Origin of the sequence: Streptomyces shenzhenensis (assembly GCF_021462265.1) — a bacterium.
Lineage (GTDB): Bacteria > Actinomycetota > Actinomycetes > Streptomycetales > Streptomycetaceae > Streptomyces > Streptomyces shenzhenensis.
Genome location: NZ_JAJONF010000039.1, coordinates 18,844 through 43,340 on the forward strand (window position 1 = coordinate 18,844; position 24,497 = coordinate 43,340).

Consider the following 24,497-nt stretch of genomic DNA (forward strand, 5'->3'; position numbering starts at 1 on the left):
ACCGGTAGCGCCGACAGTGATGGGGGTTTGCCGGTACCTGAGTCCGCATGTGCCGCCCTGAACCGGCCTGTGCCGACTCCCGATATACGGATGGGGGCTCCAAGAGGCTCACAGCGGCACTCAGCGCTTTCGGCTGTCAACCCTTGGCTACTCGGGGGTCAGGTCGCGGTTCGCAACCGCGTGCGGTCGTACGACGACCGGCCGGGCCGGCCGTGAAACGGCACCGCACCCGGCTGCGATCGTGACGTAAGTCACCCGTAGGTGTCCCCGGGACCCGTGCTCCCAGGGGCGCGCAGCGGGCCGTAGCGCCGGGGCGGCCCACCGGGATTGAGCACCTTGATCAGGCGTACGGTGCCGTGCCCCAGGTCCTCGTTCAGACGGGCGACCAGCGCGGGCGCGAGATGACGCAGTTGCGTCGCCCAGGCCGTGGAGTCGCACTGGACGACCAGCACCCGCTCGTCCTCGTCGTAGCGCTGCGGCACACAGTGCTTGGCCAGATCCCCGCCGACGATCTCCGGCCAGCGGCCCATCACCCCGCCCACTGCGGCCGGCGTCTCCCAACCGCGCTCGGTGATCAGCCGGTTGATCGCCGAACCCAACGCCATGGGGTCGCGGCCGTCGGCGCGCGCACCGGAGCGCAGACCACCCCGCCGCGCCTGCTTCCTCTGCTGCGCCGCGTCCCCACGCGCGCGCGCCGCCTCCCTGGCCGCCCTGAGCGCCACGCGCGCGAGGTCGACACCGGAGGGTTCCTCCGTGGGCGCCGGCCCGGGTCCGTCCGTGCTCATACGCGCTCCACCGCCCCGTCCGCCACCGCGTACCGGGCCCCCGCGAGGATGTGCGGTACGTCGTCGTCCACCGCGGCGGTGACCAGCACCTGCTCCCCGGGCGCGACCAACTCCGCCAGCCGCTCCCGGCGCCGCGCGTCCAACTCGGCGAACACGTCGTCGAGCACCAGCACCGGCTCGTTCCCCTCGGCACGCAGCAGGTCGTACGACGCGAGGCGCAGCGCCAGCGCGTACGACCAGGACTCGCCGTGCGAGGCGTACCCCTTGGCGGGCAGCTGCCCGAGCTTGAGGACCAGGTCGTCGCGGTGCGGACCGACCAGCGTCACACCCCGCTCGATCTCCTGCTTGCGGGCCTCCACCAGGGCCGCCGTCAGCTGGACGTACAGATCCTCACGCGTGTGCGCCTCACCGGGCGCCGACGGCTTGTACTCCAGCACGACCGGGCCACCGCCCGGCGCCAGCTGCTCGTACGCCTTGTCGGCCAGCGGCTGGAGCGCGGCGACCAGGTCGAGCCGCTGGGCGAGCAGCTCGGCGCCCACACGCGCGAGATGCTGGTCCCACACGTCCAGCGTCGAAAGATCCGCCCCCAGGCTCGAACTCGCTCGCCCGGGAGGTGCCCCCGTGCGGCCGCCGTGCCGCCGCGCCAGGGCCGCGGTCTTCAGCAAAGTGTTCCGCTGCTTGAGCACCCGCTCGTAGTCGGACCGCACACCGGCCATCCGCGGCGACCGCGCGGTGATCAGCTCGTCCAGGAAGCGGCGCCGCTCGCCGGGATCGCCCTTCACCAGCGCGAGATCCTCGGGCGCGAACAGCACGGTCCGTATGATCCCCAGCACGTCACGCGGCCTGACCTGCGAGGACCTGTTGATGCGGGCGCGGTTGGACTTGCCGGGGTTGATCTCCAGCTCGACCAGCTGCTGCCGGTCGCCCTGCCGGACCTGGGCCCGGATGATCGCCCGGTCGGCACCCATGCGGACCAGGGGAGCGTCGGAGGCGACCCGGTGGCTGCCCAGAGTGGCGAGATAGCCGACGGCCTCGACCAGATTGGTCTTGCCCTGGCCGTTGGGACCGACGAAGGCGGTGACGCCCGGGTCGAGCGGGACCTCCACCCGGGCGTAGGAGCGGAAGTCGGCCAGCGACAGATGCGTGACGTGCATGGGTGTTTCGCCGACCTCCCCGTGACCTGCTACTTCGTCTCTGCCTGGTGCTACTTGGCCGTTACGGCGTGGCCGCCGAACTGGTTGCGCAGCGCGGCGATCATCTTCATCTGCGGCGAGTCGTCCTGCCGGGAGGCGAACCGCGCGAACAGCGAGGCGGTGATCGCGGGCAGCGGCACCGCGTTGTCTATGGCGGCCTCCACAGTCCACCGGCCCTCGCCGGAGTCCTGTGCATAACCCTTCAGCCTGTCCAGGTGCTCGTCCTCGTCGAGGGCGTTCACCGCGAGGTCGAGCAGCCAGGAACGGATGACCGTCCCTTCCTGCCAGGAGCGGAAGACCTCGCGCACGTCCGTGACGGAGTCGACCTTCTCCAGGAGCTCCCAGCCCTCGGCGTAGGCCTGCATCATCGCGTACTCGATGCCGTTGTGGACCATCTTCGCGAAGTGGCCCGCGCCGACCCTGCCGGCGTGCACCGAACCGAAGTCGCCCTCCGGCTTGAGCGCGTCGAAGACCGGCCGGGCCTTCTCGACGTGCTCGGCGTCGCCTCCGTACATCAGCGCGTAGCCGTTCTCCAGGCCCCAGACTCCTCCGGAGACCCCGCAGTCGACGAAGCCGATGCCCTTGGCGGCCAGCTCCTCGGCGTGCTTCTCGTCGTCCGTCCAGCGCGAGTTGCCGCCGTCGACGACCACGTCACCGGGCTCCAGAAGCTCGGCCAGCTCGTCGATCGTGGACTGCGTCGGCGCCCCGGCCGGGACCATCACCCACACCACGCGCGGCCCGCTGAGCTTGCCCACGAGCTCTTCCAGGCTGTGGACATCGGCGAGGTCCGGGTTGCGGTCGTATCCGACGACGGTGTGGCCCGCGCGGCGGATCCGCTCGCGCATGTTGCCGCCCATCTTGCCGAGGCCGACGAGACCGAGCTCCATCAGTTGGTTCCTTAGGTTGCGGTGTGGCAGGAGAGGCACGTTCGTGCCGTGTCCGAGCCTAATCGCGACCCTTTGCGCACAGTTGTGGGCATAGCCGCTCACCTGGGGAAACCCGCCGTGCCACGGTGCCGGGTACCCACAGGGAACCGCCCGGCACCATGCACAGCTGTGGACAACTCAGCCGCTGAGGCGCACCGGCATGATCAGGTACTTGTAGGCCTCGTCCGCCTCCGCGTCCAGCGCCGGCTTGCCGCTGAGCAGCGCGGGCTTGGTGGACGTCGTGAACGACAGCTGGGCGACCGGCGAGTCGATGGCGCTGAGACCGTCCAGCAGGAAGGTCGGGTTGAAGGCGATCGAGATGTCGTCGCCGTCCAGCTGGGCGTCGACCCTTTCCACAGCCTGTGCGTCGTCGCTGGAACCGGCCTCCAGGATCAGCACGCCCTGCTCGAAGCTGAGCCGCACCGGCGTGTTCCGCTCGGCGACCAGGGCGACGCGCTTGACGGCCTCCACGAAGGGGGCGGTCTCGATCACCGCGACGGAGTTGAACTCGGTCGGGAACAGCGTGCGGTACTTCGGCAGGTCGCCTTCGAGCAGCCGGGTGGTCGTCCGGCGGCCCGCGCCCTCGAAACCGATGAGCCCCTCACCGGCACCGGAGCCGGACAGGGCCAGGATGACGCTGTCGCCGCTCGTGAGGGCCTTGGCGGTGTCCAGGAGCGTCTTGGCGGGCACCAGGGCGACCGCGGAGGCCTCCGGGTTCTCCGGTTTCCACAGGAACTCACGGACCGCGAAGCGGTAGCGGTCGGTGGAGGCCAGGGTGACCGTGTCGCCCTCGATCTCGATCCGCACACCGGTCAGCACCGGCAGCGTGTCGTCACGCCCGGCGGCGATGGCCACCTGGGAGACCGCGGAGGCGAAGACCTCACCGGGGACCGTGCCGGTCGCGTTCGGCATCTGCGGCAGGGACGGGTACTCCTCCACCGGCAGCGTGTGCAGCGTGAACCGGGACGATCCACAGACCACCGTGGCCCGTACACCGTCTGTGGAAATCTCCACCGGCCGGTTGGGGAGCGCCCGGCAGATGTCGGCGAGCAGCCGGCCCGAGACGAGGACGGTGCCCTCCTCCTCGACCTCGGTCTCGACACTGACCCGCGCGGAGACCTCGTAGTCGAAGCTGGACAGGCTCAGCTGGCCGTCCTCGGCCTTCAGCAGCAGGCCGGCGAGGACCGGCGCCGGCGGACGGGCCGGGAGGCTGCGTGCCGCCCAGGCCACTGCCTCCGCGAGTACGTCGCGTTCCACCCGGATCTTCACCGTAAGCCCGCCTCCTGCTGTTGCCGGGGCCTCTCGCCCTGCTGCGTCTTCGTCGTCTGTCCCGGTGTCGTCGGCCCCGGGGAGGGGAAGAGCACCGGGGACCAGTCTGACGCACCGCACTGACAGCTGGTGCCCGTCGGGGTCAAGTCGTGACGGGGCGCGGTCAGAGGCCGGAGAGCGAGTTGTGCACAGGGCCCTCTTCGAAACGGATTCCCAGCTCTCTCTAGTTGGGAGTAGTAGTAGGGCCTGTGGATACCGTGGATAACCTCGTTTGCCCAGCTCAGGGCCGAGATTTTGTCCACCGCCCCTGTGGGTGGGACCGGTGGACAACCGGGCCTCGCTGTGGAGAACAGAAAGTTCTGCACACGCCGTGCACAGCCTGAGGGGAGTTCTCCCCAACACCGTCCCCAGCTTTACCCACCTTTCCCACAGGCCAACCCGGCACCTTCGTGTGACGCCTTTCACTCGACTCGGTGAGCGGCCGCGTCGCGTTGCCGAACAGTGGACAGCGGTGTGGAGAAGCTGGGGATCGCTGGGGACAACCGCCCCTCATCCTGTGGGCTACCGGTGGACAACTTCATGCACAGCCTGTGGATCTTCTCCTCGTCCACAGTCTGTGGAGATCCGTTGTCCACGATTCCACAGCCACCTGAGCTGCCCTGATGCGCCTTCAACCCCCAGCCTGTGGACGACGCTCGGGACAACTTCACCGTCCCCAGGGTGTGGACGCGAGAAAGTCGGCAAATCTGTGGAGGACGGCCGTAACCAGGGTGGTAATCGAACAGCAGAGCTCGCTTGAGCGCCCCCTTGGGGCGCGGGGCCGTGCCGATGTGCGGCTCCGCCGTGTGGCCGCGATCAGCCTCCACCGACCGGCACCGGACCCCCTCTGAACCACCTCGGGACGCCAAAAAGGGCGCCCCGGGATCTCTCCCAGAGGCGCCCTGAACGCCGTGGCGGCGCCGGCCGGACAGCTACCCGTTCTTGATCCGGTTGGTCAGCTCGGTCACCTGGTTGTAGATCGACCGCCGCTCGGCCATCAGCGCGCGGATCTTCCGGTCGGCGTGCATCACGGTCGTGTGGTCCCGGTTCCCGAACTGTGCTCCGATCTTCGGCAGCGACAGATCCGTCAGCTCCCGGCACAGGTACATCGCGATCTGCCGCGCCGTGACCAGCTGCCGCCCGCGCGAGCTCCCGCACAGGTCCTCGACCGTGAGCCCGAAGTAGTCCGCGGTCGCCGCCATGATCGCCGTGGCGCTGATCTCCGGTGTGGAGTCCTGGCCCCCGGGGATCAGGTCCTTCAGCACGATCTCGGTCAGCCCGAGATCGACCGGCTGCCGGTTGAGCGACGCGAACGCCGTCACCCGGATCAGCGCGCCCTCCAGCTCACGGATGTTGCGCGAGATGCGGGAGGCGATGAACTCCAGCACCTCCGGCGGCGCGTTCAGCTGCTCCTGCACCGCCTTCTTGCGGAGGATCGCGATCCGCGTCTCCAGTTCCGGCGGCTGGACGTCGGTGATCAGACCCCACTCGAACCGGTTCCGCAGCCGGTCCTCCAGCGTGACCAGCTGCTTGGGCGGCCGGTCGCTGGAGAGCACGATCTGCTTGTTCGCGTTGTGGAGCGTGTTGAAGGTGTGGAAGAACTCCTCCTGCGTCGACTCCTTGTCCGCGAGGAACTGGATGTCGTCGACGAGCAGGATGTCCATCTCGCGGTAGCGCTTGCGGAAGCTGTCGCCCTTGCCGTCGCGGATGGAGTTGATGAACTCGTTGGTGAACTCCTCCGAGCTCACGTACCGCACGCGCGTGCCCGGGTAGAGGCTCCGCGCGTAGTGCCCGATCGCGTGCAGGAGGTGCGTCTTGCCGAGCCCCGACTCCCCGTAGATGAAGAGGGGGTTGTACGCCTTCGCGGGTGCCTCGGCGACGGCGACCGCGGCCGCGTGCGCGAAGCGGTTGGACGCGCCGATGACGAACGTGTCGAAGAGGTACTTCGGGTTCAGCCGTGCGGTCGGCTCACCGGGGCCGCCGGCCGGCGCGGGCTTCGCGCCGAGTGGCCCGGGCCCGCCGGCGCTCTGCATGTTCGGGAGGTCCGGCCGTCCAGGACCGCCGCGGTGGCCCGGACCCGGCCCGCCCGAGGACTCGGGCAGGTCACGGCGCCCGGGGTCCCGGTCGTAGTCGGACCGGTCATGGGCGGGGCGCTGGTAGTCGGAGCGGTCGTACTCGGACCGGTCGTAGTCGGGGCGCGGAGGCTCGTACTCCGCGCGCTGCTGCTCGTACGGCGGCCGGTCCAGCGGCTGCTGCGGGCGGTACTCCTGGCCGTACGAGTCCCCGTAACCGTCCGAGCGGTAGGTGTCCTGGGACGGCGAGGCATAGGGGTCGCGTTCGGGGAAGCCGAGCCGCGGCTGCTGCCAGCTGTACTCGTCCTGTCCGGGGCGTGGCCAGGCGCCGGGTTCGGGGCGCTGGTACTCGGAGGGGTAGGCGGGCCGGGCGGTCGGGAGCTGGTCGCGGCCGCCCGGAGCGGGCAGCTGGTCGGCGCGGTGCCGGCCGTACCCTCCGTCGTACTGCGCCGACGGGAGCTCGGGCTCCTCGTAACGCTGCTGCTGCACGGGCGGGGGCTCGCCCGCGGACTCGTCCACGGTGATCGCGATCCGGATGGGCCGTCCGCACTCGCGGCTCAGGGTCTCGCTGACGATCGGTGCGAGACGGCCCTCCAGTACGTTCTTCGCAAATTCGTTCGGTACTGCGAGCAGTGCGGTGTCCGCGACCAGCGCGAGCGGCTGGCAGCGCCGGATCCAGTGTTCGTCCTTCGCCTCCACACCCTGACCGCGGTCCTCACCGAGGAGCTGCTCCAGTACTCGTGGCCACACTGCGGCAAGATCGGCAGGTACGTCAGCCACAGGGCACGCTCTCTCACAGGTCCCACGAACGTGTGGTTCGAGGACGGGTCGGGATGAATATCGGGTCGGGCGGGGATAAAGGAACGAATCGGAGTTCCGCCACGGTAGTCAGCGTGGTGGGTACGGTTCAAGTTGTTGTCCCCAGCCTGTGGATAGTGGCTGCCCGTCCCTGCTGGTTTGACCGAATGGCGTAGCCCCGCGTACCGTAACCAGGTCGAGTTGTCGATGGCTGCTGCCGCCTGCCTCCGATGGGCACAGATCGCTGAAGGTGATCGGGAAGCGGTGCACTCGGGCGTGATGCGAGCTACTCGTGGGCGCACGGTGACAGCCAGGACGGCACCCGCCACACCGATTTGATTTCTGGAGCCCCCGAGTGAGCAAGCGCACCTTCCAGCCGAACAACCGTCGTCGCGCGAAGACCCACGGCTTCCGCCTGCGGATGCGTACCCGTGCCGGCCGCGCGATTCTCGCGAACCGTCGTGCAAAGGGTCGCGCAAGCCTGTCCGCCTGATCCCGGTCAGGTCATGACGTCGTGCTGCCTACCGAGCATCGGCTGAGGCGGCGCGAGGACTTCGCGACCGCGGTACGACGGGGGCGCCGGGCCGGTCGCCCGTCCCTCGTCGTCCACTTTCGTAGCGGTGCCACGGACCCGCACGCGCCTGGGGAGAGCGCTCCCCCGACGCGTGCGGGTTTCGTCGTGAGCAAGGCCGTGGGTGGTGCTGTTGTGCGCAACACAGTGAAGCGCAGGCTGCGTCATCTGATGCGCGAGCGAGTCGCCCTGTTCCCCCCCGGTAGCCTGGTAGTCGTACGAGCGCTGCCCGGAGCGGGCGACGCCGACCATGCACAGCTGGCCCGAGACCTGGATGCCGCCATCGAGCGGCTGCTGGGAGGGGGTGCGCGATGAAGTACCCGCTGCTGGCTCTGATCAAGCTGTACCAGTGGACGATCAGTCCGCTGCTGGGTCCGGTGTGCAAGTACTACCCGTCGTGCTCCCACTACGGCTATACGGCCATCGACCGGCACGGTGCGATCAAGGGCACGGCACTCACGGCCTGGCGCATCCTGCGGTGCAATCCGTGGTCGCTCGGCGGTGTGGATCACGTCCCGCCGCGCAAGCGCCCGCGGTGGCACGAAATGCTGCGTGACGCCTGGCGCGCACGCAGGGGCGGGTCCTCCGCCGCCGAACCGGCCACCGAGGAGAAGCCTCTCTCCGGGCTTCCCTCGAGCCCGGCCGCAGAGACTTCGTCCCATGCCCAAGGAGCATGATTAGTGGACACGATTGCCAGTCTGTTCAGCTTCATCACGACACCCGTCTCATGGGTCATCGTCCAGTTCCACTCGGTGTACGGGAAGATCTTCGGTCCCGACACGGGCTGGGCCTGGGGCTTGTCCATCGTGTCCCTGGTGATTCTGATCCGCATCTGCCTGATCCCGCTCTTCGTGAAGCAGATCAAGGCGACCCGGGCCATGCAGACGCTCCAGCCCGAGATGAAGAAGATCCAGGAGCGCTACAAGAACGACAAGCAGCGCCAGTCCGAAGAGATGATGAAGCTGTACAAGGAGTCGGGTACCAACCCGCTCTCCTCGTGCCTTCCCATCCTGGCGCAGTCCCCGTTCTTCTTCGCCCTGTACCACGTGCTCAACGGCATCGCGACGGGCTCGACGATCGGCGTCATCAACGAGTCGCTGCTCGCCAGCGCCCGTAAGGCCCACATCGTCGGGGCACCGCTGGCCGCGAAGTTCACGGACGGCTCGTCGAAGGTGGAGGCGCTCGGTGCCTCCCTGACGGACGTCCGGGTCGTCACCGCGATCATGATCGTCCTGATGTCGGCGTCGCAGTTCTACACGCAGCGCCAGCTGATGACGAAGAACGTCGACACCACGGTGAAGACGCCGTTCATGCAGCAGCAGAAGATGCTGATGTACGTCTTCCCGGTCATGTTCGCCGTCTTCGGTATCAACTTCCCGGTCGGTGTCCTCGTCTACTGGCTGACCACCAACGTGTGGACCATGGGCCAGCAGATGTACGTCATCCGCAACAACCCGACCCCGGGCTCCAAGGCCCAGGCCGCGTACCTGGAGCGCCTGACCAAGCACGTCACGCACCACGGCAAGACCCGTCGGCGCAGCGAGAAGACCATCATCAAGGCGATCGTCGCCAAGGGCCGGGACCGCAACGAGTTCGAGCGCAAGTTCATCAACGGGCTGACCAAGGCCGGTCTCGTGGCCCAGGCCGACGGCACCGTGGTGAAGGGCGAGGCCCAGGCCGTCGCGCAGGCCGAGGACGGCGTCACGAGCACCGCCGTGGCCAAGCGCCAGCAGCCCAAGCGCCAGACCAAGGCCCAGCGGCAGTCCGCTGCGGCGAAGGCGGCCGACGACGCCACGTCGGCTTCCGACTCGTCGGCTTCGGATGATGTACCGGCTGCGGCGGGCACGACGACCTCGCTGGAGAAGTCCGACGAGCCGCAGGACGCCAAGCCGGCTGCCCAGCAGGCCCCGAAGAGTGGCTCCAACGGCCGCAGCAGGGCCCAGTCCGGTCAGCGCAAGGGCGGTCCGCAGCGCCCCAAGTCCCCGTCCAAGAAGTAAGAAGGAGCCCATCCCGTGACGGAAGGCACCACCTCCGCCGCTGCCGAGGGTGCAGACACCCTGACCCGCCTGGAGCAGGAGGGCGAGATCGCGGCGGACTACCTCGAAGGTCTGCTGGACATCGCCGACCTCGACGGCGACATCGACATGGATGTCGAGGCCGACCGCGCCTCCGTGTCGATCATCAGCGATTCGGGCAGCCGGGACCTGCAGAAGCTGGTCGGCCGCGACGGCGAGGTGCTGGAGGCGCTTCAGGAGCTGACCCGCCTGGCCGTGCACCGGGAGACCGGTGACCGCAGTCGGCTGATGCTCGACGTCGCTGGCTACCGTGCCAAGAAGCGCGCCGAGCTCTCCGAGCTGGGCGCCAAGGCCGCCGCCGAGGTGAAGAGCACCGGCGAGCCCGTGAAGCTGCAGCCGATGACCCCGTTCGAGCGCAAGGTCGTGCACGACGCGGTCAAGTCCGCCGGGCTGCGCAGCGAGTCGGAGGGCGAGGAGCCGCAGCGGTTCGTCGTCGTACTGCCCGCCTGAGCGGCCCCCCGTTTCACCGGCCCCGTCTGTTGAGCAGGCGGGGCCGAACTTTGTCAGCCTGGTAGTTCTGGTGGCCGGCGCGCGGAGCGCCGGCGCTGTACGGAAGGACGGTCCCCGTGACGGAGGCTGCGGAGCTCCCCCCGGCGCCCGAACAGGCGCGGGAAGTGTTCGGCGAGCGCTTCGCCGATGCGGTGCGCTACGCGGAGCTGCTCGCCGAGGCAGGCGTGCAGCGTGGTCTGATCGGCCCGCGGGAAGTGCCCCGCCTGTGGGAGCGGCACCTGCTGAACTGCGCGGTGCTCTCGGAGGCCGTTCCCGAGGGGGTGACCGTGTGCGATGTGGGTTCGGGAGCGGGCCTGCCGGGCATTCCGCTGGCGCTGGTCCGGGAGGACCTCAACATCACCCTTCTGGAGCCGCTGCTGCGGCGCACCAACTTTCTCACCGAGGTGGTCGAGCTGCTCGGACTGGACCACGTGACCGTGGTGCGGGGCCGTGCCGAGGAGGTCATGGGCACGTTGCCTCCGGTGCACGTGGTGACGGCCCGGGCCGTGGCCCCGCTGGACCGGCTGGCCACCTGGGGCATCCCGCTGCTGCGTCCCTATGGCGAGATGCTCGCCCTCAAGGGGGACACGGCGGAGGAGGAGCTGAAGGCCGCGGCCACGGCGCTGACCAAGCTCGGTGCGGTGTCCACGTCGATCCTGCATGTGGGTGAGGGCGTGGTGGATCCACTGTCGACCGTCGTCCGTGTGGAGGTCGGGGAGAGCCCAGGGGGTGTGCGCTTCGCGGCCAAGAGGGCGAAGGCGGCTCGTACCGGGAGAACGCGTAGGCGCCGCTGACCCGTCCTGACGACCAGACGTACTCCACACAAGCTGCCAAACCTACGCATGACGGAGTGTCGCGGCTTTTCGGTCCTACTCGCTGTGCATCGTGTTTCACGTGAAACGTCGCTCACTGTTGCACGGCATCATCAGTCGGGGCCGCGCTGCGGCCGAACCGCGTGACCGAAAGCCTCTCGGGTCGCTCGGAGAGGGCGCCTCTGGTGACACTCCGTCCTCCCTGCGGGGCATGGAGTTGTCCACAGAGGTGGATTTCTCCACAGAACACCAGGCCTCACTGGTTCACGACCCCGAAGGCATGGGAGGCTCTGTTCATTGCGAGCCTGAAGTCGAGGAGAGTGAATCCTTGCGGTCCGACGCCAACATCGCGGGACCGATGACCGATCCGGTCCCCGGTCCCCGTACCGAGTCGATGGGGGTGGATGTTTCACGTGAAACACCGCCTCCGATGGACGACACTCCCATCGGTCGTGCTGCCCAACTCGCGGTGGAGGCTCTGGGCCGCGCCGGCGAAGGACTGCCACGTCCGGAGCAGACCAGAGTCATGGTGGTCGCCAACCAGAAGGGCGGCGTGGGCAAGACGACGACCACCGTCAACCTTGCCGCGTCTCTCGCCCTGCATGGTGGCCGCGTTCTGGTGATCGACCTCGACCCACAGGGCAACGCGTCCACTGCGCTGGGGATCGACCACCACGCCGAAGTACCGTCCATCTACGACGTGTTGGTCGAGAGCAAGCCGCTGGCCGAGGTCGTCCAGCCGGTGGTGGACGTCGAGGGTCTCTTCTGTGCCCCCGCCACGATCGATCTCGCCGGTGCGGAGATCGAGTTGGTGTCCCTGGTGGCCCGGGAGAGCCGGCTACAGCGGGCGATCCAGGCGTACGAGCAGCCGCTGGACTACATCCTCATCGACTGCCCGCCCTCACTGGGCCTGCTGACGGTCAACGCACTCGTCGCGGGCGCCGAGGTGCTCATCCCGATCCAGTGCGAGTACTACGCGCTGGAAGGCCTTGGCCAGCTGCTGCGCAACGTCGACCTGGTACGGGGGCACCTCAACCCCGACCTGCACGTGTCGACCATTCTGCTCACCATGTACGACGGCCGGACGCGTCTCGCCTCCCAGGTCGCGGAAGAGGTGCGCAGCCACTTCGGTGACGAGGTGCTGCGGACGAGCATTCCCCGCTCGGTCCGTATCTCCGAGGCGCCGAGCTACGGGCAGACGGTACTGACCTACGATCCTGGATCGAGTGGTGCCCTCTCCTATCTTGAGGCGGCCCGTGAAATCGCGCTGAGGGGCGTTGGGGTCAGCTACGACCCCACGCAGGCCCACATCGGCGCTCAGACCAATCCGAACATGGTGGAGGGGATCCAGTGAGCGAGCGACGGAGGGGGCTGGGTCGTGGTCTCGGTGCACTGATCCCAGCTGCCCCGACCGAGAAGACCCCGGCCCAGACGGCCATAGGGGGAACGGTAGCTCCGTCCCCCGCCGCGGTTCCGGTACTGACGACCGACCGTGGGGTTGCCGCGGCCAAGGTGACGACGCTGCCGGCTGTTTCACATGAGACCGAGGAAACGTCGGTGTTCGGAGTCGCGGGCGGTGTGGAGACACCCGCTCCTCCGATGGGCGCCCACTTCGCGGAGATCCCCCTCGACGACATCACGCCGAACCCACGTCAGCCGCGTGAGGTCTTCGATGAGGACGCTCTGCACGAGCTGGTCACCTCCATTCAGGAGGTCGGTCTCCTCCAGCCTGTCGTCGTGCGGCAGCTGGGTCCTTCCCGCTACGAACTCATCATGGGCGAGCGGCGCTGGCGGGCCTGCCGTGAGGCCGGCCTGGAGGCGATCCCGGCGATTGTCCGGGCGACGGACGACGAGAAGCTCCTCCTGGACGCGTTGCTGGAGAACCTGCACCGTGCGCAGCTGAACCCGCTGGAAGAGGCTGCCGCCTACGACCAGTTGCTGAAGGACTTCAACTGCACGCACGACCAGTTGGCCGACCGCATCGGGCGCTCCCGCCCGCAGGTCTCCAACACACTGCGGCTGCTGAAGCTCTCTCCGGCGGTCCAGCGCCGGGTGGCCGCCGGGGTCCTGTCGGCCGGGCACGCCCGGGCCCTGCTCTCCGTCGACGACTCGGAGGAGCAGGACCGGCTGGCCCACCGGATCGTGGCCGAGGGGCTGTCGGTGCGGGCCGTCGAGGAGATCGTGACCCTCATGGGCTCGCGGCCCCAGACGACTCGCGCCAAGGGACCGCGGGCCGGCGCCCGGGTCTCTCCGGCGCTCACCGATCTCGCCACCCGGCTCTCGGATCGCTTCGAGACACGGGTCAAGGTCGACCTGGGCCAGAAGAAGGGCAAGATCACCGTCGAGTTCGCCTCGATGGAAGACCTTGAGCGGATCCTGGGCACGCTCGCCCCGGGAGAGGGACCGGCCCTGCACCAGGGGCTCCACGACGGCGACTCCTTGGCCTCCGAAGATCCCGAGGACTGACCATCGCTCACAGAAGAGCGGATCGTGTCCGGTGTGTACCGGACACGATCCGCTCTTTGCTTTCAGGCGGTGTCGATGTAATCGCTGTGTGGATACGATGCGTACGGTATGGCGCATCCACCTGGCAGTTGGCAGCACCTCCGGGAGAGGCGGGGCCATGCGATCGATGAGCCGCACCGGACTGGTGAGCGCGGGTCTGGGACTGGGCGCGACCGTCGGATTCATCGGCAGTCTGCTCAGGGAACGCAGCGCCCTGACAGCCGCTCGCAAGGCCGCGGGCGATGGAAGCGAGGAACAGCCTTCATGGGGCGTCGGCTCGTACCGCTCACGCTGGACAACCTTCAGGACCTTCCCCAGCGCTGTCGCTCGTGTGTCTTCTGGGAACTGGACCCCGTCAGCAGCGAAGCAGCGGTGAGAGCAGGCACCTCCACGCTGGAGAAGGAATCCTGGATCTCCGCCGTCCTGCTCGACTGGGGATCGTGCGGCCGAGTGGTCTACGTCGACGACGTGCCGGTGGGCTTTGTGCTCTACGCTCCACCCGCCTACGTCCCACGCTCCACGGCGTTCCCCACGAGTCCGGTCTCACCGGACGCCGTGCAGCTCATGACCGGCTTCATCATGCCCGGCTATCAGGGGCAGGGTCTCGGACGCGTGATGGTGCAGACGGTCGCCAAGGATCTGCTGCGGCGGGGCTTCAAGGCGATCGAGGCGTTCGGCGACGCCCGCTACAAGGAACCGGCCTGCCTGCTCCCTGCCGAGCATCTGCTGGCCGTGGGCTTCAAGACGGTCCGGCAGCACCCCTCGCACCCGCGGCTGCGGCTGGAGCTACGCTCAACGCTCTCCTGGAAGGAAGACGTGGAACTGGCGCTCGACCGGCTTCTGGGGGCCGTACAGAAGGAACCGGCGCTGCGGCCGCTGTGAGTGCCTCCATGCGAATGGGCCAACCCCAAGGGGTTGGCCCATTCGTGTTTCACGTGAAACATCACTCGGCGATGAAGTCCTCAAGGTCGCGGAGCAGCGCTGCCTTCGGCTTGGCACCGACGATGGTCTTGGCGACCTCGCCACCCTGGTAGACGTTCAGGGTCGGGATCGACATGACGCCGTACTTGGCCGCCGTGTTCGGGTTCTCGTCGATGTTCAGCTTGACGATCTCGATCTTCTCGCCGTGTTCGGCGGCGATCGCCTCAAGCGACGGGGCGATCTGGCGGCACGGGCCGCACCACTCGGCCCAGAAGTCCACCAGGACGGGCTTGTCACTCTTGAGGACGTCCTCGTCGAACGTCGCGTCGGTTACTGCCTTCAGGGTGCCGGCCACGGCGGGCTCCTTTACTTGATCGTGCGGGGGCGGAAGGGGGAAGGTCAGACGGAGGTCTTCTCGGGCTCGGCCTTCTCTTCGTCAGCGAGGGCGGAGAGGAAGCGCTCGGCGTCGAGAGCGGCGGAGCAGCCGGTGCCGGCTGCGGTGATCGCCTGGCGGTAGGTGTGGTCCACCACGTCACCGGCGGCGAACACCCCCGTCACGTTGGTGCGCGTGGAGGGGGAGGCGACCTTGAGGTAACCCTCCTCGTCGAGGTCCAGCTGGCCCTTGAAGAGCTCGGTACGCGGGTCGTGGCCGATCGCGATGAACAGGCCGGTGACCGGCAGGTCGGAGAGCTCGCCGGTCTTGACGTTGCGCAGCTTCAGGCCCGCCAGCTTCTGCTCGCCCTGGACCTCGGCGATCTCGCTGTCCCAGGCGAACTTGATCTTCGGGTCGGCGAAGGCGCGCTCCTGCATCGCCTTGGAGGCGCGCAGGCTGTCCCGGCGGTGGACGATCGTCACGGACTTGGCGAACCGGGAGAGGAAAGTGGCCTCCTCCATCGCGGTGTCGCCGCCGCCGATCACGGCGATGTCCTGGTCCTTGAAGAAGAACCCGTCACACGTGGCACACCAGGAGACGCCGCGTCCGGAGAGGGCGTCCTCGTTGGGCAGGCCGAGCTTGCGGTGCTGGGAGCCCGTGGTGACGATGACGGCCTTCGCCTTGTGGACGGTGCCGGCGGTGTCGGTGACGGTCTTGATCTCACCGGTCAGGTCGACGGAGACGATGTCGTCCGGGATCAGCTCGGCGCCGAAGCGCTCGGCCTGCGCCCGCATGTTGTCCATGAGGTCGGGGCCCATGATGCCGTCGCGGAAGCCCGGGAAGTTCTCCACCTCGGTGGTGTTCATCAGGGCGCCACCCGCGGTGACGGCCCCCTCGAACACCAGAGGCTTCAGCGACGCGCGCGCGGTGTAGAGCGCCGCCGTGTAGCCGGCGGGCCCGGAGCCGATGATGATCACGTTACGAACGTCGCTCACGGCTTGATTCCTCGTCTCTGGTCTACGTCATTCGACCGGTGGGAGCTTCGGTCAGAAGCTCTCACCCCACCCAACGGATCCTAAGGGGCGCGCATTCCCGGGGTGGCCGGGCACACGGGCATCCCTACACCGTACGGATTTCCATGCCGGGGGGAGACGATGCGTTCCCTGTCCGAGGCCGTTCCGAGGGGAGGCTCAGGGACGGGGCAGGGACTCCGTCAGGAGGATCTTGCCGGGGGACGCGGACGCCTTGTCGAGACAGGACGCGTCGACGATGTACGCCTTCACCCTGGATGCGTCGGAGGTGTCGGCAAGCACGACGAGGTAGGCGTTCTTCCCTTCGTACGTTCCCTGCTTCGCACCGAGGGCATCACCGGGCTGACTGATGCCCTGACGGACGCATGCGGGCACGCGTACCGAGGGCTGGATCAGGATCTTGGGACTCTGTGACGAGCCCGGCTGGCCGGTGGCCTGGGACTCGACGGTGAAGGGCTTCTGAGAGCCCCGCCGGGGGGTCGTCTTCGTACCGAGGAGGTCCTTCACCTGACCCGGGAGGGTGCTCGTGGAGAAGGTCCCGGCGGGGTTCGTCGGATTGCCCTGAGCCGTCGTGGCCCCGTTGCCGCCGAGTGACTGAAGAAAGAAGGAGCCGACGCCCAGGACGGCGGTGGTGAAGACAGCGCTGAGCACGACCGTCCGGCGGCGTCGACCGCGGTCCCGTCCGCGTTCCCTACGGCCCGGACCGGCGGAGGAACTCGGTCGCCCGGCAGGGCGGTCCCCGGGGGAGGACATCTCCCGGGGCGATGTTTCACGTGAAACATGTGCCACAGGTGCCGTGGCGTTCAGCAGGGCCTCAGCGGCGAGTGCGGCGTCGATCCGGCCTGCGACATCAGCCGGCATGCGGGGCGGACCCGGCAGCGTGCCCAGCAGGCCCCGGATCTCTTCCAGTGAGGCATGGACGTCGGCACAGAGCTCGCACTCTTCCAGGTGCCGTCGTACCTCCGCGGTCCGGGCGGGCGGCAGCAGACCCTCGGTGAGGTCGGAGATCTCCGCGACGTCCGGGTGCCCGGTCGTGTCTGTCGTCGATGTCACGCTCGCCCACCTCCGCCCTTCAGCGCGGCTGAATCACTCGGCCCGGTGCCCTGTGGGCCCCTGTTCTGAGGCCCCGCTGCGGGTGGGACGGATGTCCCCTCCGCCCGGTTCCGTGCCGGGTCAGGATCCTTTTCGTCACCGGTGCTTTCCGGTCGCAGATGGGTGACCAACGGGAGGAGTCTGGCTCTGCCGCGGGCACAGCGGCTCTTCACCGTCCCTGTGGGCACATCGAGGATCCGGGCGGCCTCGGCGACCGGGTAGCCCTGCATGTCGACCAGGACGAGGGCGGCCCGCTGATCGTGGGGCAGGGTGCCAAGGGCGTCCAGGAGCTGCCGGTGCAGATCGTTCCGCTCGGCCGGAGCGGAGGCCGATTCGTGCGGCTCCAGCAGCTGCTCGAGCCGTTCGGTGTCATCGACGGGGGCGGTCTTGCGGGAGGCCGCCTTGCGGGCGCGGTCCAGGCAGGCGTTCACCGTGATCCGGTGCAGCCACGTTGTGACGGCCGCCTGGCCCCGGAAGGTGTGGGCGGCCCGGTAGGCGGAGACCAGAGCGTCCTGGACGGCGTCAGCGGCCTCCTCGCGGTCCCCCAGGGTTCGCAGGGCGACCGCCCAGAGCCGGTCACGGTGGCGGCGAACGACCTCACCGAAGGCATCGGGGTCGCCCTCCACATGGCGGGCGAGCAGATCCTGGTCGCTCACTCCGCCGTATCCGGCGCCCTCCGCCATCTGCCCCCTCCGCCTTCGGTGCCGCCGGTGAGACGTCAGCCCGTGAACTTCACCTCGGTGACGGCCTGCTTGTAGCCGGCCTGTGCGTACGCGTCGGGATCCGCACCCGACTTCGGTACGGCGGTGATCCACACGAGCACGAACTGGCTCTTCACCTTCTTGCTGACCTTCACCGTGGCGGTGTTCCCGGTGGTGGTGACACTGCCGAGCTTCGTCATCGAGCTGATCGACCCCGGGGTCAGCGAGTCGGCGGCGTACAGCTCGACCGTCGTGTGATCGCCAGAGTAGCGAAGGGAGATGGATCCCGTGGCGAGTTCCTTCGCGGAGCCCAGGTCGTAGACGATTCCCACACCCGGCTTGAATGGTGCGAGCTGTGGGCCGTCGACGAAGGTGTTGGTCCTCCAGTACGTCGAGGTGCTTCCGTCGTACGTCTTCCCGACGTCGTTCGGATGCTGGGCCTCGCCCTCGGCGACGTACTCCTGTGCGCCCTGGACCTTTATCGCGGTGGGTGCGGGGCTGGCGCTGTTCTTGTCGCCGTCGTCCGTCGTCTGGCTGTTGCCGGTGTCACCCGACTTGTCGCCCTGGTTCATCAGGGCGTCCGCGAGCTGCCAGCTGCCCAGGCCCAGGGCGGCGATGAGGAGGGCCGAGACGGTCCACTTCAGGGCCTTGCCCGTGCGGCTCTGCAGCGGCGGCGGCGGAGCCTGGACGGGCTGCGTCACTCCGGGCGGTGTGGGGCGGCCGTAGGTGCCCTGCTGGTAGGTGGTGCGCTGGTACTCGGGCGGTGCCGTGAACGCCGGCTCCGGCGGACGGATGCGGGGCATCTCGCCGATCGCCTTCACCAGTTCCTCCGGCGTGGTGCACGCGGACTCGTGGCGGGAGGCGGTGGCGCCGTCGTTGACCAGAGCCCGCATGGCGAGTTCCGACAGACCGCGGTGGACACCGGCCCGTACCTGGTCCGGGGCGATCAGGCCGACGTCCTTGGGCAGACCGGCCAGACCGTAGGCGTCGCTCTCGTACGGCCAGCGCTGGGTCAGCGCGGCGTACAGCAGGGCGCCGATCGCCTCGGTGTCGGTGCGCTGGGGGGTGTCCGAGCTGATGCCGCGCAGCGCCGCGTTCACCGCGAGGCCGCGGACGCGCCACTGGCCGGTGGAGGTGCGCAGCACGGCGTTCGGGTTGAGGCGGAGATGGGCCAGCCCCTCGCGGTGCGCGGCCGCCATGGCGGAGGCGATCTGACTGACCATCTGGTAGGCGTCGTGCGGCTCCAGTGGCCCGGCCGCGAGCAGCGTGGTCAGCTCGGTGGCGTCCGGCAGCCACTCGTGCACCACGTAGACGAGATCGTCCTCCTCGACGGCGTCCAGGACCTGCACGAACCTGGGGTCGCCGAGCAGTGCCGCCGAGCGGGCCGCAGCCAGCACCGAACGGGTTCGGGGATGGTCGGCGGGCAGGATGTGGACGCCGACGGCACGCCGGAGTTTCTCGTCCACCGCACGCCAACTGCTGAATCCGTCCAGACGGGTGACGCACTCCTCAAGGCGGTAGCGTCTGGCCAGCTTGTGTCCGCTGTGCAGTTCCGGGGGTGAGGCCTTCTTCTCAGCGCCCGCGTTTGTGCCGCTTCCCTGTGCCTCGTCGCTGTCCGTGTCCCGCTCCGGGTTCTGGGCCACCCCGTCGGCCGTGGACTGGTCCGCCTTGGCGGTCAGCGGCTTGTCACCGCTGTTGTCTGCCACGTCGACGGCAGCCGTGCTCCGTTCCGCCACCGTCGTTCCCTGCCTCCCCATCCGTTGCACGCTGTTCGACGCCGAAACCAATTGTGCCCACAGTCCCCCGCCATGCACGACACGCGGCGGCGGACGATGGTTGTGCGCTTACCCCCGCCTCAGCGCCCCAGACGCCCGCGCACCATACCCACGAGGGAGTTGAGCTCCTCGATGCGCATGCGGCGCGCGGCGACGTAGAAGACGCCGAGCAGTACGGCTCCGCCGGCCAGCAGCGCGGCGAAGGAACCGATCACCCCCTGCCCCAGAGTGTGGCCGATGCCGTAGCAGGCCGCACCACTGAGCAACGCCGCCGGTACCGAAGCGATGCAGAGCCTCGCGTAGGTGCGGGTGACCCGGGAGCCGTCCAGGTCGCCGCCGAGACGCTTGCGCAGCCGCCGCCAGGCGACCCCCACGCCGATCGCGTACGCCAGGCCGTAGGAGGCGGCCATGCCGGCCACCGCCCAGCGGGCCGGGAGCAGCAGGTAACAGGCGACCGAGGCACCCGCGTTGACCGCCGCGACGATGACCGTGTTGTAGAACGGCGTACGGGTGTCTTCGTAGGCGTAGAACGCGCGCAGGACGACGTACTGCACCGAGTAGGGGATCAGGCCGAGGGCGAAGGCCATCAGCATGTACCCCATGTTGGTGGCCTCGCTGATGCCCGAGGAACCGAAGATCAGGGTGCACATCGGGATACCGAGGGCCAGGAACCCGAAGGCGATGGGGACGATCGCGACGGCGGTCGTCCTCAGGCCCTGGGAGATGTCGTCGCGGACGGCGCCCGTGTCGTTCTCGGCGGCCGAGCGGGAGATCCGCGGGAGCAGCGCCGCCATCAGGGAGACCGTGATGATGGCCTGCGGCAGGCCCCAGATCAGCTGGGCGTTGGCGTAGGCGGCGAAGCCGGTGCCGTCGACCGGGGAGCTCTTGCCGGCCGCGGTGGACAGCTGGGAGACGACGATCGCGCCCGCCTGGTTGGCGAGGACGAACAGCACGGTCCACTTGGCGAGCGTGGCGGCCTTGCCGAGGCCGTGGCCCCTCCAGTCGAAGCGCAGCCGCAGCCGGAACCCGGTCTCGCGCAGGTAGGGGATCATCGCCAGGGCCTGGACCACGAGGCCGAGCAGCACGCCGAGGCCGAGCAGCCGCTGGCCCTCCGGCGGGATCGTGGTGACCTTCATTCCGGAGTGCGCGGCGGTGCCGTACACCCAGATGAACAGACCGAGGGTGACGATGATGACGATGTTGTTGAGGACCGGTGTCCACATCATCGCGCCGAACTTGCCCCGCGCGTTGAGGACCTGACCCATCACCACGTGGACGCCCATGAAGAAGATCGAGGGCAGGAAGTAGCGGACGAAGGTGATACCGACCGCGTTGGCCGCCGGATCGTTGGCGACCGGGTCGGACAGCAGGCGGATGAGGAGGGGCGCGGCCGCGACGGTGGCCGCGGTGAGCAGGCCCAGTGCCACCATGACGAGGGTCAGCAGGCGGTTGGCGAAGGCCTCGCCGCCGTCCTCGTCCTCCTTCATGGCGCGCACCAGCTGCGGCACGAAGACGGAGTTGAGGCCGCCGCCGACGGTCAGGATGTAGATCATCGTCGGCAGCTGGTAGGCGACCTGGAAGGTGTCACCGAGCAGGCCGACGCCGAGCGCGGAGACGATCAGCGCGGAACGGACGAAACCGGTGAGGCGGGAGACCATCGTGCCCGCCGCCATCACAGCGCTCGACTTGAGCAGACCTCCGGCCTTCCCGCCCTTCTTCGCGGGGACGGGCGCGGGAGCCGCCGCGGGCACGGCACCGAGGTTCAGCGTCTGGTCGGCCGCGACAGCCGGAGCGGGCGAGGCCTGGCGCGGCGACGCCTGCGCCGGGCCTCCCGAGGCGGCCGCCGGACCCGGCACCGCACGCTCCGACGACAGTTGACCACCGCCCTGCTGCGGATCCCGGTAACCGCTCTGCTGCTGGTCACGGAAGAGATGCGCGAAGGCGTCCGGCTCGTGGCGCTCCTCCGCGGAGTGCGAGACCAGGTCGTCGACGCCCACGAACTGGGTCGTGCGCGGATCGTCGCCGTACGGCAGGTACTGGCTCGGGCCGTCCGGCTCCGGCGCCGGTGTCTGGGCCCACACGTTCGGGTCGGGGGCGTACGGAGACTGGGCGGGCTGCCCGTACAGCGGCTGCTGCGGGTAGGTGCCCGGGGCCGGCGGGGGGTGCGCGGCACGGTCGTAGAGCGCCTCGGCGACCGGGTCCTGGGCGGAGAGGTCCCGCGCCCGGTAGGGGTCCTGTTCGTAGGCGTCCTGGAGGTACATGTCAGCCGCGTGCTGCGGCGGGACCTGGCCGGGCTCCGGCGGCGGCTCGGGGTAGCCCGAACCGGCCGCGCCCTGGCCGCGTTCACCGTCGTACGGCGCGTTCATGGTTACCCCACCTCATCGTCCCGGGCCCACCGGCCACGACATCGCTCAACGGTCCACTCTCTCACCCGTCTCGGACGGGTCGGCGCTTTCCGGTGCGGTGTCCGGTGTCGGGTCACTCGGCTGCTCCGGGCCGTCTGCCCGGGAGCGGGCTACGGACTCCTGTTGGAGACGATCCCCTTGGGCAGCGGGGTTCCCCGGCCCGTCGGCGTCATCTGAGTTCTTGGCCTCCGGGTCGCGGGGTGCCTCCGCGGCACCGGGAGACTCGGGGGTGCCGGGAGCGTCCGGGGTGTCCTCGCCCGCCTCGTCGGGGCCCTCGTCCTCCTCGGCCCGCCGGGCGGCCGCCCGCTTGCGCTGGGTGTACATGCGGAAACCGGCGAGCACCAGCAGGAGCACGCCGCCGCCGATGACCAGCATGACCGTCGGCGTGACCTCGGTGACCTTCACGTCGAACCTGACGGGCGCGCCGTACTCCTGGCCGTCCTCGGTGTAGAGCTGGGCGGTGACCTCCACCCGGCCGTTGGCATTGGCCGAGGTGGAGAACTTCACGGACTGGCTGTGGCCGCCGGAGACCTCGACGGGCTGCTCGTAGTAGGGCTTGCCGCCGATCTCCAGTCGGGTCGGCATGGTCGAGGTGAGCCGCAGGACGAGGTGGTCGACGCCCTGGACCAGGTTGTTCTGGACGGTCACCGGGATGGTGGCGCTGCGACCGGAGAGCTTGGTCTCGGACTTGTCGATCAGCTTGACCTGGCCGATGAGGTCGTCGAGCCAGGACTCCACGCTCGTGCGAAAGCTGTCCGCCTCGCTGCCGCGACCACGCCACGACGTGGACATCTCGCGGTTTATGGCCCGCCCGAAGGGGGTCACCACCCGGGACTCGTCGGTGAGGATCACCTGGAAGTTGTCGAGCTTGTCCTGGGTGCGGGCGATCTGTTCGAAGGCCGTCCGGGGCAGCTCGCGCTTGCGCAGCGACGACGGGTACGCGGACGACGAGGGGATCCTCGTGGTCGCGCCGGGGTCGGGCTTGGCCTTGGCGGCCGCCGCGAGGTCCTGGGACTGCGACCAGTTGCCGGCCTGCAGGGCCGTGATCGCCGTCGCCATCGCCTGGGCCTGGCTCGCCGACGGCATCCGCTGCGGGGCGACGACGATGCTGCGCTGCTTGCCCGTCTGGGTGTTCAGCGCCAGGCTCTGGGCGAGGAACTGCTGCACCGCGAGAGTGGCCGAGTCGGCGTCGGTCAGGTCGCCCTCGAAGGCCGTGGACATCCGGGCGTCGGCGACCACCGCTGTGGTGCCGCCGCCGACCGGCCGGGCGGCCGAAGGCGTGTAGGTCAGCCCGCCGGTCTCCTGGAGGCTGTCGCTGCGGGCGATCACCTTGTCGGCACCCGCCGAGGTGGCGACCTTGATGATCGAGGGGTCGACGGCGCCCTCCACGGGCCACGCGAAGTCGGTGCTCGGTGTGACATGGAGCACGGTCTTCACGGTGGTGGCGGCGACGTCGGTGGCGTCCTTGAGGTGGCTCAGCGAGCCGGTCACGGTGGTGCCGTTGTGGGCGAGGGAGGCCAGGTCCGGGTCGGCGAAGGGGAGGGCCACCACCTCCTTGTCCGTCACCGCGTCCTGCAGGTCGGCCAGGAACTGCTTGGCCACCGCCTGATGGGTGCCGGCCGTGGTGGTGGCGCCGGTGCCCTGGATCCGATAGTTGCGGGTCATCGCGTCCACGGAGGCCAGCAGATCCGGGTCGATCACCCAGGTGACGTCCAGGTCCTTGCCGAGCGCCAGCATCTGGGCCAGCCGGCCGCCGGACGAGATCTCCTTGGCGAGGTCGTCGTTCTCGAAGACGGGCGTCTGCAGCTCGCCCGCGCCGGTCTTCGCCGTCACATGGACGGTGGAGATCAGCGGCCACAGATACGTGGTCTTCGTCTTCGTGTCGGCCTCGGAGGACTGCCACGGCAGGAACGTCCGCTGGATGCCGAGGACCTGGTCCCACTGCTGCGTGGACGTCTTGCCGGACAGCGAGACGCCGAACTGGTACACACCGTCCTGGCCGAGGCCGAGCTTGTCGACCGGCACGGAGACGCTGAAACGCTCGGCGACTCCGGGGCTGAGCGAGTCGAAGTCCTCGGTGTACTTGCCGCCCACCTCGGTGCCCAGGCTCGACTGGAGGTCGTCGGAGTGCCGGGCGGCCGTGTCGATCTCGGAGCGCGTGCTGAGCAGGGAGCCCACCCGCAGGTCCACATGCGCGTCGGTGACCGCCTGCTTGCCGTTGTTCGTCACCGTGCCGGAGACCGTCAGCGTGTCCCCGTCGCCGGGGGCGCTGGGGCTCAGCGAGTCCAGGGCGACGGACACGGTGTCCGAGCCGGCCGCCTGCGCCGGCGCCGCGGCCGGCAGCTGCATCAGTCCGGCCAGCAGGGGCGCACCTGCGAGCAGTGCCCCGGTGCGCCGCAGCCAGCGGCGGGCAGGTGAGGGCGTCCCCTGGAAGTCTGCCGCCTCGGCCACGCGCTCGTCCGTCCCTCGTCGTCTTCAGTGGTCGTCGGAATGTGCGTCCACGCATGGTAACGAGGTGCGCTGAGCGGAAGTGCCACGGTCCGCTTCACAAGATCGGAAGAGCGGATCGGACCATCCCCCTGTATCCAGTATTGCCGGGAGACTCCGCTAAGAGCGGATCACTCTGCTTGTCCGGGTAAGGGGTGAGATGCGCCACCCTCTCCGC

The 24,497-nt window shown here is 69.1% G+C and carries 21 protein-coding genes; 9 read left to right on the forward strand and 12 right to left on the reverse strand.

The genetic code is table 11. From position 1 onward, the window contains the following. Nucleotides 1–251 precede the first annotated feature (251 nt). The 5 genes from LQ326_RS35320 to dnaA form a co-directional block, all read right to left on the reverse strand. Entirely contained in the window at nt 252–785 is a 534-nt protein-coding gene (locus LQ326_RS35320; RefSeq protein ID WP_234543159.1) for a DciA family protein, read from the reverse strand. After that, entirely contained in the window at nt 782–1,939 is a 1,158-nt protein-coding gene (gene recF / locus LQ326_RS35325; protein ID WP_234543160.1) for a DNA replication/repair protein RecF, read from the reverse strand. The genes LQ326_RS35320 and recF overlap by 4 nt, the downstream gene beginning before the upstream one ends. A gap of 50 nt (nt 1,940–1,989) precedes the next feature. Next, nucleotides 1,990–2,865, reverse strand: a complete 876-nt coding sequence (gene gnd / locus LQ326_RS35330; RefSeq protein ID WP_234543161.1) for a phosphogluconate dehydrogenase (NAD(+)-dependent, decarboxylating) — start codon at nt 2,863–2,865, stop codon at nt 1,990–1,992. Nucleotides 2,866–3,042: 177 nt separating this feature from the next. Continuing rightward, nucleotides 3,043–4,173 (reverse strand): DNA polymerase III subunit beta, encoded by a 1,131-nt coding sequence (gene dnaN, locus LQ326_RS35335; RefSeq protein WP_181801349.1) that lies wholly within the window; start codon nt 4,171–4,173, stop codon nt 3,043–3,045. Between the two features lie 971 nt (nt 4,174–5,144). Then, complete coding sequence (gene dnaA, locus LQ326_RS35340) at nt 5,145–7,064, reverse strand: chromosomal replication initiator protein DnaA (protein WP_308402077.1); 1,920 nt, start codon at nt 7,062–7,064, stop codon at nt 5,145–5,147. 373 nt (nt 7,065–7,437) lie between these two features. Here dnaA and rpmH point away from each other — a divergent pair, with 373 nt between their 5' ends. The 9 genes from rpmH to LQ326_RS35385 all read left to right on the forward strand — a co-directional run bounded on the left by rpmH (nt 7,438) and on the right by LQ326_RS35385 (nt 14,416). Continuing rightward, entirely contained in the window at nt 7,438–7,575 is a 138-nt protein-coding gene (gene rpmH / locus LQ326_RS35345; protein WP_015659252.1) for a 50S ribosomal protein L34, read from the forward strand. Between the two features lie 21 nt (nt 7,576–7,596). Next, nucleotides 7,597–7,968 (forward strand): ribonuclease P protein component, encoded by a 372-nt coding sequence (rnpA, locus tag LQ326_RS35350; protein ID WP_181801347.1) that lies wholly within the window; start codon nt 7,597–7,599, stop codon nt 7,966–7,968. Then, nucleotides 7,965–8,330 carry a membrane protein insertion efficiency factor YidD gene (gene yidD / locus LQ326_RS35355; protein ID WP_181801346.1) on the forward strand — a complete coding sequence of 122 codons (366 nt, stop codon included), beginning with the start codon at nt 7,965–7,967 and terminating at the stop codon, nt 8,328–8,330. The genes rnpA and yidD overlap by 4 nt, the downstream gene beginning before the upstream one ends. 3 nt (nt 8,331–8,333) lie before the next feature. Further along, nucleotides 8,334–9,650 carry a membrane protein insertase YidC gene (gene yidC, locus LQ326_RS35360; RefSeq protein ID WP_234543163.1) on the forward strand — a complete coding sequence of 439 codons (1,317 nt, stop codon included), beginning with the start codon at nt 8,334–8,336 and terminating at the stop codon, nt 9,648–9,650. Between the two features lie 15 nt (nt 9,651–9,665). Further along, a complete protein-coding gene (locus LQ326_RS35365; RefSeq protein ID WP_234543164.1) occupies nt 9,666–10,178 on the forward strand; it encodes a Jag family protein in 513 nt (170 codons plus the stop codon). A gap of 116 nt (nt 10,179–10,294) precedes the next feature. Further along, complete coding sequence (rsmG, locus tag LQ326_RS35370; protein ID WP_234543165.1) at nt 10,295–11,011, forward strand: 16S rRNA (guanine(527)-N(7))-methyltransferase RsmG; 717 nt, start codon at nt 10,295–10,297, stop codon at nt 11,009–11,011. Between the two features lie 298 nt (nt 11,012–11,309). Next, nucleotides 11,310–12,383 carry a ParA family protein gene (locus LQ326_RS35375; protein WP_308402079.1) on the forward strand — a complete coding sequence of 358 codons (1,074 nt, stop codon included), beginning with the start codon at nt 11,310–11,312 and terminating at the stop codon, nt 12,381–12,383. Next, complete coding sequence (locus LQ326_RS35380) at nt 12,380–13,495, forward strand: ParB/RepB/Spo0J family partition protein (RefSeq protein WP_234543166.1); 1,116 nt, start codon at nt 12,380–12,382, stop codon at nt 13,493–13,495. The genes LQ326_RS35375 and LQ326_RS35380 overlap by 4 nt, the downstream gene beginning before the upstream one ends. 303 nt (nt 13,496–13,798) lie before the next feature. Beyond that, entirely contained in the window at nt 13,799–14,416 is a 618-nt protein-coding gene (locus LQ326_RS35385; protein ID WP_234543167.1) for a GNAT family N-acetyltransferase, read from the forward strand. 61 nt (nt 14,417–14,477) lie between these two features. Here the strand turns inward: LQ326_RS35385 and trxA are convergent, their stop codons facing one another. The 7 genes from trxA to LQ326_RS35420 all read right to left on the reverse strand — a co-directional run bounded on the left by trxA (nt 14,478) and on the right by LQ326_RS35420 (nt 24,283). Continuing rightward, entirely contained in the window at nt 14,478–14,810 is a 333-nt protein-coding gene (gene trxA, locus LQ326_RS35390) for a thioredoxin (protein WP_181801339.1), read from the reverse strand. A gap of 44 nt (nt 14,811–14,854) precedes the next feature. Further along, nucleotides 14,855–15,823 carry a thioredoxin-disulfide reductase gene (gene trxB / locus LQ326_RS35395; RefSeq protein WP_234543168.1) on the reverse strand — a complete coding sequence of 323 codons (969 nt, stop codon included), beginning with the start codon at nt 15,821–15,823 and terminating at the stop codon, nt 14,855–14,857. A 195-nt stretch (nt 15,824–16,018) separates the two neighbouring features. Then, complete coding sequence (locus LQ326_RS35400; protein WP_234543169.1) at nt 16,019–16,912, reverse strand: anti-sigma factor family protein; 894 nt, start codon at nt 16,910–16,912, stop codon at nt 16,019–16,021. Continuing rightward, complete coding sequence (gene sigM, locus LQ326_RS35405; protein ID WP_234543170.1) at nt 16,909–17,634, reverse strand: RNA polymerase sigma factor SigM; 726 nt, start codon at nt 17,632–17,634, stop codon at nt 16,909–16,911. Before sigM ends, LQ326_RS35400 begins: the two co-directional genes overlap by 4 nt. Before the next feature lie 35 nt (nt 17,635–17,669). Further along, complete coding sequence (locus tag LQ326_RS35410; RefSeq protein ID WP_234543171.1) at nt 17,670–19,388, reverse strand: protein kinase family protein; 1,719 nt, start codon at nt 19,386–19,388, stop codon at nt 17,670–17,672. 119 nt (nt 19,389–19,507) lie between these two features. After that, nucleotides 19,508–21,793: a murein biosynthesis integral membrane protein MurJ gene (gene murJ / locus LQ326_RS35415; RefSeq protein ID WP_234543172.1), complete on the reverse strand. Its 2,286-nt coding sequence runs from the start codon at nt 21,791–21,793 to the stop codon at nt 19,508–19,510. Nucleotides 21,794–21,838: 45 nt separating this feature from the next. Further along, nucleotides 21,839–24,283, reverse strand: coding sequence for a DUF6049 family protein (locus tag LQ326_RS35420; RefSeq protein WP_234543173.1), 2,445 nt, complete (start codon nt 24,281–24,283; stop codon nt 21,839–21,841). Nucleotides 24,284–24,497 lie beyond the last annotated feature (214 nt).

Bases quoted from the DNA above. Each gene is read 5' to 3' on its own strand.
- LQ326_RS35320 (WP_234543159.1), bottom strand. From the start codon at position 785: ATGAGCACGGACGGACCCGGGCCGGCGCCCACGGAGGAACCCTCCGGT.
- recF (WP_234543160.1), bottom strand. From the start codon at position 1,939: ATGCACGTCACGCATCTGTCGCTGGCCGACTTCCGCTCCTACGCCCGG.
- gnd (WP_234543161.1), bottom strand. From the start codon at position 2,865: ATGGAGCTCGGTCTCGTCGGCCTCGGCAAGATGGGCGGCAACATGCGC.
- yidD (WP_181801346.1), top strand. From the start codon at position 7,965: ATGAAGTACCCGCTGCTGGCTCTGATCAAGCTGTACCAGTGGACGATC.
- LQ326_RS35375 (WP_308402079.1), top strand. From the start codon at position 11,310: ATGGGAGGCTCTGTTCATTGCGAGCCTGAAGTCGAGGAGAGTGAATCC.
- LQ326_RS35385 (WP_234543167.1), top strand. From the start codon at position 13,799: ATGGGGCGTCGGCTCGTACCGCTCACGCTGGACAACCTTCAGGACCTT.
- sigM (WP_234543170.1), bottom strand. From the start codon at position 17,634: ATGGCGGAGGGCGCCGGATACGGCGGAGTGAGCGACCAGGATCTGCTC.
- murJ (WP_234543172.1), bottom strand. From the start codon at position 21,793: ATGAACGCGCCGTACGACGGTGAACGCGGCCAGGGCGCGGCCGGTTCG.